Genomic DNA, 9,467 nt, shown 5'->3' on the forward strand with positions numbered 1-9,467 from the left:
ATATTGGCTGATAACCTCTTAAGCCTGATGCGAAAAAAAATCGACTCCATTAACTAATCCCAAAGTTCCTGCATATATGACGAGAGGCCGGTCTTTAAGCCAATCATAACGTTGCCGAATTTCACGACCCAAATCCATGTCAACTTCAAAAAGTTCCAGGTCGCAGCTATTGGGGATCACTGTTACTCTGTCTTCAGGGTAACCAGTCGCCACAATACCTTCCTTCATACCCGGAGATAATGCGATAATATATGCTGAATTACGATAGGAAAAACGCTCAAGCCAGCGGGCAACTGCAATAGTAACGGGATTCTTTAACGCCCCAACTGCGATCGGCACCTCCGGCCAGAGATCCCTAATCTCCAACACCATCGGCACCTTATTCCTTTTAGCGGCATAAATGGCTGGAAGTGCAATCGTTAGAGGCGTGCTAGTCGCGAAAACCACGTCTCCCTTAAGATGAGATGCTTCAATCCCCGCCCGCCAAGCAAACTTAAAGAATGCTTTAATGCGTTCACCATAGCTCATTCTATTAGAGTACGGCACCTCGAGCCAGTGGACATGGATACCTGCTTCATCTTCACTGAACTCACCATCGGCAGTAAACTCATCGCCGCTTTTTGAGGTTATCATATGCACTTCGTGCCCCATACGCACGAGACGACGGGCAGCCTCATAGGAACGGAGTCCACCAGCCATTTTAGGAGTACTGAAATATTGATGTAGATATAGAATCTTCATAGTAAAGGTTAACTCCCTTGACCTAAGTATCTTTTGTAGAACGCTACCTGATCTTTAGCTATTTGTTGCCAGCTAAACTTATCGACTGCTAAAGCGCGTGCCCTTTTACCATAAATCGGCAAGTCCTTCCTCTTGGCAAAAATGTCTATTATGCCTTCTGCAATATTCTCAGGCGATAATTGAACCTCCCAACCGGCGCCAGCAGTAGCTACTTCTTGAGATATGTTGGTACCTGGCGTCAACAAGCAAGGAACCCCATGAGCGAGGGCTTCCAAAACAGCCATTGGATGACCCTCGAACCGAGATGTATGGATAAAGACATCCGCTCTTTTTAGTAATAGTTTCTTAGCCTCACCTAGTATCAGTCCGGGGAGTGTGACAATATCATCTAGCCGTAACTGAGAAATCCGTCTAGCTAGAAAGGTAACGCTATCATTATGATCCGGGCCATATATCTCAATGCTTGCGTTCTCGCTCAGCAGTAAAGGTTTTACTAATGCACAAGCCTCAAGCAGAACATCTAACCCTTTATGGTATAGATCAAGCCGGCCAATAAAGACAAAACGAATGCCCTTAGACTGCCCTGGTGCCGCCAGGTCTGATTCGATTGGAATATCAGTGCCGTTGCCAACAACAAATGTCGGCCGGTGCCAGATAGACGCCTCTTCAGCTTCGGCCGGCGTTAAACAATGTAAAGCTACCGAATGTCGCACCAGGTCATTAAAAAATAAAAGATTACCAATTTTTTTCTTCAGCCGTTTAACCCTTTGCGCACCCAGCGTCATGCCTCCGTGCGGCATAATAATGTAAGGGATTCTGGCTTTGCGTAAACCATGAGCAATTCGTCTATGTGAAGGTATGTAGGTACTGTGAAACACGACTATGTCCGGCTTGTCAAAAGGCTCCGGCAAACTGACCAAACTGTTGCCGTTGTTATGATCTTTAATGTTAAAGACAGAAAAGCCGACATCATGTGGAGGCGGCGCAGCTACACCAGTCATGAGAAGAGCTGCATGAACGTTTTCGAGGCTATTCTGGGCTGAGATTAAGCCCTGGGCGGCAGTATTAATACCGCTAATCCTTTCCCAGTTAACAGGACCTGCATGTAAAATGTTAATTGCCCTCTCCCCTCCCCTTTCGATAATCAGCAGCGCATCTTGGTGCATAAGCTCCACTTACGAATCAAGGCAGTTGAATCCCTGACATCTGGTATGTGAGTTGCCTCCGTTAAAAACTAAAACTCAGTTTCTTGCTCTCAGCTCGCAACAGCCGCTTTGTCCAAAAAACTGAAAAGAGCCAAAGAAGTACTATCGGCAAAAAGGCTGACAGCTCGACAGCAAGAAGCAGTGATGCCACAAGAATGGTAAGCAGGCGGACAAGCTCAACTTTCCGTGAATCCCCTATTCGGCAGATAAGCGCTATCACTAGCGGACCCACAATCATCCCCAACCAGCTTAAATTAGCAACCGCCTCTTCGAGAATGCTTGTTGTCATACCCCAACCTAACTCTTGCGGGTCGACAAACAGCATCGCAGATGTAAAATATTGCGCATACGGCATCGGTTTATCGGGCCACAATCCTCGCGGCACGAATATACCCGCGTAATAGAGTAGACTTTGCCCTCTATATTCAAGTATCCGCATCTTTTCCGGATACACTTCGGAGAAAATCGTCATTTTTATTACATCGTCTCGACCATAATCCACCCTGACATCTTGGTAGATATCAGCGAACGATGAGGAATCATCGTATTTCTCTCTAACAATGCTTTTATAGCCATATGAGAAGCTACCGATAACTACTGCTACTGCCACTAACGCAGCGAGCAATTTGAAATTCTTTAGATACCCTTTACTCCAAAGCAAGTACGCATAAAGGAACAGTGCGATAGCAAAGATGTTTCTCTTTCCATCCAACCATATTGCTAACGTAATCCAGGGCATCACGAGCATAAACAAAGACAATCGAAACCGCTTATATGGGAAAAGTAACCCTATACTGGCCAACAAGCTTAGTTTACAGAATGGAGCGATAATCAGATTATGGTAGCTAGACACGTCACGCCCACCCTCTATCTGAAGTATGCCGAGGGGCGCCGCACCATACTTAATATATAGTTCAGGCATGGGCGCCAGCACTAAGGCAATTAGCGGACTAATTAAAAGAATGCTAAATAAAGCCTTTAAATACTGCGGGAATGTAGAACTCGTAGAATCCTGTTGATTTGTGTCCTCGTCTCCAACAGTTATAGGCTTCCTACCAAACGCCCACCACAGAAGAGGTACCATGCTTACGTAAATACAATAGATCACTGAGGTCATGGTATCCCTTGAAGCAAAGAAAAACCCCGGATCTTCAAGATAACTAGGCTTACCAATAATCACATCGAAAATTAGTGGAACACCCGAAAGAATAAAATGCACGATTAGAATAAAAAGGATTGAGTAGCGCTTCCCGATAGCAAGCTGGTATATAGCAAATGTAGCCCATGATAGCAGCCATAGAAAAGTTAAGATATTAAGAGCATCAAGCATTTTCAAAACCGCCTTCGTAAAAAGCCTCTAATAGTTTAATGCCAGTTTGAATATTGAAGGGGCTGGCCTCGATCGCCGTAAAGCAATCGTGACGGTAACTGGCATCCCTAACGCTTCCCATATCTCTTAACATATCTAAGATTACATCGGCCCAAACTGAAGCCGGTTGAGATAATGATAATCGCCTGATCAGCGGGTTTATGATATCTGCTTCCCCTGGCACGCAGTCTGAAAAAATGCAGGGGATTCCAGCCGCTTGTGCTTCAACTAAGACGAGGCCTAACCCTTCATAAAGCGATGGCATAACAAAGATATCAATTGCTCCTAACATCAGCTTGGGCACATCGTGTCTGCTGCCTGCAAATAACACCCTGTCCGCCAGACCCATTTTGGCTACTTTCTGCTCGATTACCGGACGTAATGGTCCGTCACCGATTAACAGAAGATGAATCCTGGGTTCACGCTCGGCGATTTCTGTAACGATATCTATGAGAAAGTTATGGTTTTTTTGCTCTGCGAATCTGCCAACGTGCCCAACTACAAGGGCATCCTTAGGAATACCTAGTTCTCGCCGAATAGCTGTTGAATCGATGTCTACGCTAAAAGATGAAAGATCGATAGCACAGTAAAGGACCTGCCAACGCTTATCAGCAACCCAACCTTCCCCAAACAAATCTGATGCTGCTTTATTGCTCGCTGCAAGGCCACAGGTTGCATAACGAGATATCCAACGCTTTGCAAGATCGATATAGGATCGTCGAAGAAATTCTGCTTCTTCTTGGAGTAGAGAGGTATCGTTATGGCTGTGAGCAATACGAACCGGCACGCCTACCTGGCAAGCTAAGCGAAGAGTATAACCACTGAAATAATGAACATGACTGTGGATAATATCATAGGGCCCGAATTCGCCTAAAATACGCTTGAAATTACGAGTGTATGTTAGAGGGTTGGATGGATGCATGCAAGAAATAACTCGAGACCCTAGCTCACGAATCTCATCATCATACGCACACGGCTCGGTGGTATGGACTAGAAAATCCATATGGAACCGATCGCGGTCTATATTGCGTAGAACATGCATAAGCCATGTCTCGACGCCGCCGCGGTTCATTCCGCCAACAACGTGAAGTATGCGGATTTGCTTCTTATTGCCCTTACCCATGCTCGATCGATCCTTCCAAACCTCTGGGTGGTCGGAATGCGTATGCAAGTATTACTAGGCTGCCAAGCATTTGGGCAATCGCTGCGATTGTTAACGCCATCGCAGCTCCAAGAAGCCCGTGAGCTGGGATTAACCAGAAGCAAGCTATGATTAAGACTAAGATAACGACCGTAAAAAGCGGCATTTGGACTTTAAAATAGCGTGCTGCCGTCATCCCATAGCCGAGAAATGATGTGATATAACTAATTCCAGCGGCGACCATTGCCCACAAGAAAATGTCGACATGTTTTGCGTACTCTGGCCTGTAGAGCAGCGTTAATAATTCGCGGCCAGCAAAAATAACGACTAAGAGTCCTGCTAAACCCAATAACATTGCGATAGCTACAAGCTTAACTAGTAGATCACGGAATGCCGTATGATTACCCGATGCATAATACTTCGCCAGCCTTGGACTAGCGGATTGGCCTAATGCGCTTACAATAGTAGTTCCCGCGACCATCAGATAGGATATCGCAGCAAAGATACCGAGCTGCCTTTCACCAAGGTAGTGCTCAATAAAATAGCGTGGTATGTTAACGTTAAGCGATATAAGTAGCATCACGAAGCCTAACGGCAAGGCAAGCAGTGCAAGCTTACGAAGCTTTGCTTTATCCCAGCGAGGGGATAGCGTTGAATCATCGATTTTTATATCTGCTGACGGATTCGTTATTTGTGAAAGCCTCAAAATCAGCGCACCGCTTTTGAGATCATAGTAAATCAAAATAAGCGCCCAAATTACGGCTAATCCTATGACGCCCCACAGAGTGCTTCTAGTGAGATAAACGCCAATTCCTAGCGCCAGTAATGATAAGAATCCTTTGAGCATCATTGATTTGGCAATGCGGTCCATTCGCTCGTGTTGCTGGAGTAAACCGAAAAATATATCGCTGGTCGATTCGAATGCTTTGGCTACCCCGATTACCAGAATAACGAGCATCGTATCCTCGCGGTAACCGGAGAAAAAGGAGATGGCCACAATAACGACTAGAGCCAACGCTATTGCTATCAACCGCAAGCCTAAATAGTCGCCGAAGAGATACTCACGCCTGGCATCAGTCGCCTGGACGGCCCGTAATTGGAGGTTCGCAAACATAATGATAGGGGCTGTGACGGCAAGACCCAGTGCAAACTGACCAACCATAATTGGGCTACCAAGCTTCGCTAGAATAACCAGCATCCCCCACTGGCAACCGGAATAAACTATGTTTCCTAATAACGTCCAAGAGAAGTTTGTGCGTAAAGATAATCCTGGCATATATGTGGTTTCAGATGTAGACGATACTTGGGCGACCTCGTCTGATAGCGCTGTCATATACTCCACCACCTGCAATCTTGTTTTCCGTACGGTCTGTCCTTTCGATTCATTATCGGCATTACGATTGTGCAAGTGAGCATGTCATCTAAACGAACTGTGAGGCCTCAGCTAAGGCCTCCCTATCCTCATTCTTATAAAATCTATCAACCACTTGGTTTATATGGCAATAAAACACCGCTCGTGTAAAAAGTCGATAAGCTTAAGCTCGTTGCCAGCTCGTATTATGATCTCCAATTCACTTAACAGTTTCTGAACTTGGGCATTATTAAAATCACTAAACGCAAGATTTATCTGTGGGTGGATCGTTTTATCGACAACCTCGTCCTCGTTGAATAACTCTTCGTATAATTTCTCGCCGGGTCTCAGCCCTGTTATGGTGATAGGAATATCATCGCCGGGTTTAAAACCTGCCAGCTTTACCATGCTTCGCGCCAGATCGAGTATTCTAACCGGCTCACCCATATCAAGAACGAATATCTCGCCGCCATTCCCTATCGCGGTCGCCTGGGTAACCAGATAAACGGCTTCCTGTATCGTCATGAAATACCGCGTGATGTCCTCGTGGGTAACAGTTATAGATTCACCGTTTTTTATCTGCTGCTTAAATTTTGGGATTACACTGCCGTTGCTGCCCAACACGTTACCAAACCGCACTGCCATGAACTTAGTGATATTGTTCTGGTTGGCTGCAAGCTTTATAGCCTTCTCGCCAAACTGCTTCGAGAGACCCATAATGCTGGTAGGATTGACCGCTTTATCCGTTGAAACGAAGATAAATCGCTCGCAGTTGTGGCGCGCGGCAGCATCGATCATTTTGCGAGTGCCCAGAAAGTTGTTCTCCATGGCTTCAAGCGCATGCTTTTCCATCATCGGCACGTGCTTGTACGCTGCCGCATGAAATACGATATCCGGCTTGTAAAGGTTGAATATTCTCTCGACCGCCAGCTCATCCCGAGTATCCATGATATGAATATCAAATACCCTCCGGTTTCCGTTAAGAGAACGGTTCATCTCCTCTTCGATATGGTAGAGGCCATTTTCATAAATATCGGTAGCAATTACGCGTTGCGGATTGAGATCGACCACCTGGCGACAAAGCTCAGAACCTATCGAGCCGGCTGCTCCCGTAATAAGGATTGTTCGGCCTCTATAGCAACCGACGGTGCTCCGCAGGTCTATCTCAACTTCTTTCCTGCCCAGTAGTTCCTTGGGATCGATGTCCCGTATATGCAAGATATCTTCTTCACCCCGCATTAGCTGAGCGTACTCGGGAACGGTTTTACATACGATTGCAGCTCCCTGACACACTAGTGCAATACGCCGCTTTTCGCTGACAGCAGCCGATGGTATTGAAAGGATTACTTCATCCGCATGATACTTGGACACAACCGCAGGGATAGACCTCGTGTTTCCGACAACACCGACCCCGTGGATCATCAAACCGACCTTGGATGGATCGTCATCCAGAATAGCCACTGCCTCATAGCCCATCTTGGGGTTGGATTGTATCTGTTTTACGAGCATGGTGCCGGCGTCACCGGCGCCGATAACGATCACGCGTATGCGGTTAATATCTCCAAAAGAATAATTAAAGGTTGGGAAAAGGTCTTTGCGCGCACGGATTACAAAATAGCTGCCGCCGATAAGACTGAGCGTCAGCAACCAGTCGATAGCAAATACCGCACGTGGGATCTCAACGTGTCTGGTAAAAAACAGGACGACCAGGAACAGGAGTGAGGCAGATGTGATTCCCTTGAAAAGTCGAGACACTTCACGCAGGCTAGCGTACTCCCAGAGCTGGTTATAAAAGCCGAAGAGATAGAATACTGGAATTTTCGTCGCAATGACGACCGGAAGTATCGATAACAAAAAGGTAGTATACGATAAAGGAATATCCATGCCGAAGCGAAGCAGAAACGACACGAATAACGCCATGACGATAAGAAACACGTCGATAATTAGAAATACCGGTTGTTTGAGTCTTACCGACTTCATTGTTTCAAAGGCCTTACCGGCCGCATGCGAAGTCACCTCAATATTCCACACGATAATTCGTTAACTTCCTTTCTTACTAACGGATGATTGCCCGCGCATATAAAGAATAGTGGTGTGAGTGGTGGTGTGGAGATATTACGAGCAACCAGCGTTAAGGTTAGCTGGGTAGTGCCTTGTTGATATAACAGGTGCAACAAAAAACATTATCTGCTTATGTTTATAAGTTTACCATATAATGGTAATACCCTCAAGGGTATTACTTGTTAACGCTTTGCCTACTGGCGCTTGTTAATTTTAAGATTATGAGCAAGCGCTTCTCGGCAGAGAATATCGGTTCGCAGGTCGATAATACCAGGCGTGAGGTATCACCGGGCTTAATATCGCTCCAGTCGGTAGGATAAACCCTTTTAATGCCCTCTACTGTATAGACGAACATTGCCTTTTTTGTATACAGCATCACGTTATCGCCAAGCTCTAATTTATGCAGATCGTGAAAAGGTGCGCCGTACATGGTGCGGTGTCCGGAGACGAGCGTCGTGCCCTTGTCGCCGATTCTTGCAGTCTTCGGCGCGTGGCCGGGCCCTTTAGCTAGGCTTGCCCAATCAACTCCCTCGGCAACGGTTAGTCTAAGGTTAAGCCTTGGGATCTCGATAAAAGCAATGCTGGTTCCCGGTTCGATGGTGCCGGTATCAACCAGTTCCGGCGACCATGCCGGGGTATTCTCACCCGAGGTTTGAGAATCTTCCCCGCTGCCAGCGCCCGAGCCCCCGCCTTGCTTAGACCCCGAAACCCGCAAAGCCCGCACCGATTCATCGGAATAAAGCGATACTAATGATTGCCATTTCTTGCCTTGGCTCCACTGGTAGTATTCCTCGTTAAGCCAGAGCCCGGCCGGGATGGCCATGAGCACTAGCCCGATTATAATAGCGATGTTCGCAAACTTGTTCAGCTTACTTTTTTGTTCATCTTTCGTTTCCATACACTTAACCTCGTTACTCATATTACCTGTTATCGATCAGACCCAGTTCGAGCTTTTGGTCTTTAGAAAACACGCCTCTATACACGGCCTTTTTCCCTTTTCGTTTAAAACCTTGCGGCAGCTTGTTAAATTCAAACCCATGTGGGGCTTCCACGTCTATTGAAATGTCGGCTTTGTTAAGCACCGGTTGAACCTGCCAATCAAGCGCATATACTATCTCATCGCCCTGAAAGACTAAAACGTTAGGCAGTTCGTACGTGAGATCAACCGTCCTATTTGTACCCGACGCAAGCTTTACGTATTGGGAGAAGACTGTTTTATCTTTTTCGGCCCCGACATCAACCTGGCTGCTGGTATTGTCCATTGATGTTAGTTGGCAACCCTGCGGCACAAAGAGATTGAGCCATGTATTGCTAGAGCCGCCGCGCGCACCCAGAGGATTATCGCCGGAAACATACGTCGGAAGACCTGCTCTCGGTGTTCTGTTTATTACATTGATCGACATGCGAGCTAATCCGGAGCCGTCCGGCCTCAACTTTATTGAGTAATGAATTTCCTCGTGCATATAAACATCGATCTTATTCGCACCGTGGTTCTGCATTACGACCTGAATGTAATCGTTTGATGTTGGAAGTAGGGCGCCTCCATAGCCGAAATTTTCGGCAAGCGCCTGCTCTTTACTATCGGTGCTATAGACCGCC

At 46.5% G+C, this 9,467-nt stretch carries 7 protein-coding genes and 1 pseudogene; all 8 read right to left on the bottom strand.

The annotated features are described in order from the left end of the window. Window positions 1-18: 18 nt before the first annotated feature. Window positions 19-741 (bottom strand): glycosyltransferase family 4 protein, encoded by a 723-nt coding sequence (locus ACYC56_RS09480; RefSeq protein WP_461373936.1) that lies wholly within the window; start codon window positions 739-741, stop codon window positions 19-21. An 8-nt stretch (window positions 742-749) separates the two neighbouring features. Beyond that, complete coding sequence (locus ACYC56_RS09485) at window positions 750-1,907, bottom strand: glycosyltransferase (protein ID WP_461373937.1); 1,158 nt, start codon at window positions 1,905-1,907, stop codon at window positions 750-752. 61 nt (window positions 1,908-1,968) lie between these two features. Next, window positions 1,969-3,276 carry a hypothetical protein gene (locus ACYC56_RS09490; RefSeq protein WP_461373938.1) on the bottom strand — a complete coding sequence of 436 codons (1,308 nt, stop codon included), beginning with the start codon at window positions 3,274-3,276 and terminating at the stop codon, window positions 1,969-1,971. Beyond that, window positions 3,269-4,438 carry a glycosyltransferase family 1 protein gene (locus ACYC56_RS09495; protein WP_461373939.1) on the bottom strand — a complete coding sequence of 390 codons (1,170 nt, stop codon included), beginning with the start codon at window positions 4,436-4,438 and terminating at the stop codon, window positions 3,269-3,271. The genes ACYC56_RS09490 and ACYC56_RS09495 overlap by 8 nt, the downstream gene beginning before the upstream one ends. Beyond that, on the bottom strand, window positions 4,431-5,732 hold the full coding sequence (locus tag ACYC56_RS09500; RefSeq protein WP_461373942.1) for a lipopolysaccharide biosynthesis protein: 1,302 nt from the start codon (window positions 5,730-5,732) through the stop codon (window positions 4,431-4,433). Before ACYC56_RS09500 ends, ACYC56_RS09495 begins: the two co-directional genes overlap by 8 nt. Window positions 5,733-5,948: 216 nt before the next feature. Beyond that, window positions 5,949-7,838 (bottom strand): polysaccharide biosynthesis protein, encoded by a 1,890-nt coding sequence (locus ACYC56_RS09505; protein ID WP_461373940.1) that lies wholly within the window; start codon window positions 7,836-7,838, stop codon window positions 5,949-5,951. Between the two features lie 205 nt (window positions 7,839-8,043). Next, on the bottom strand, window positions 8,044-8,766 hold the full coding sequence (locus ACYC56_RS09510; protein WP_461373941.1) for a sortase: 723 nt from the start codon (window positions 8,764-8,766) through the stop codon (window positions 8,044-8,046). 22 nt (window positions 8,767-8,788) lie between these two features. Further along, window positions 8,789-9,467: pseudogene (locus ACYC56_RS09515) on the bottom strand (hypothetical protein); the annotation flags it as partial.

This window comes from Candidatus Aquicultor sp., from assembly GCF_054640775.1.

Bases quoted from the DNA above. Each gene is read 5' to 3' on its own strand.
- ACYC56_RS09480 (WP_461373936.1), bottom strand. From the start codon at position 741: ATGAAGATTCTATATCTACATCAATATTTCAGTACTCCTAAAATGGCT.
- ACYC56_RS09485 (WP_461373937.1), bottom strand. From the start codon at position 1,907: ATGCACCAAGATGCGCTGCTGATTATCGAAAGGGGAGGGGAGAGGGCA.
- ACYC56_RS09490 (WP_461373938.1), bottom strand. From the start codon at position 3,276: ATGCTTGATGCTCTTAATATCTTAACTTTTCTATGGCTGCTATCATGG.
- ACYC56_RS09495 (WP_461373939.1), bottom strand. From the start codon at position 4,438: ATGGGTAAGGGCAATAAGAAGCAAATCCGCATACTTCACGTTGTTGGC.
- ACYC56_RS09500 (WP_461373942.1), bottom strand. From the start codon at position 5,732: ATGCCAGGATTATCTTTACGCACAAACTTCTCTTGGACGTTATTAGGA.
- ACYC56_RS09510 (WP_461373941.1), bottom strand. From the start codon at position 8,766: ATGGAAACGAAAGATGAACAAAAAAGTAAGCTGAACAAGTTTGCGAAC.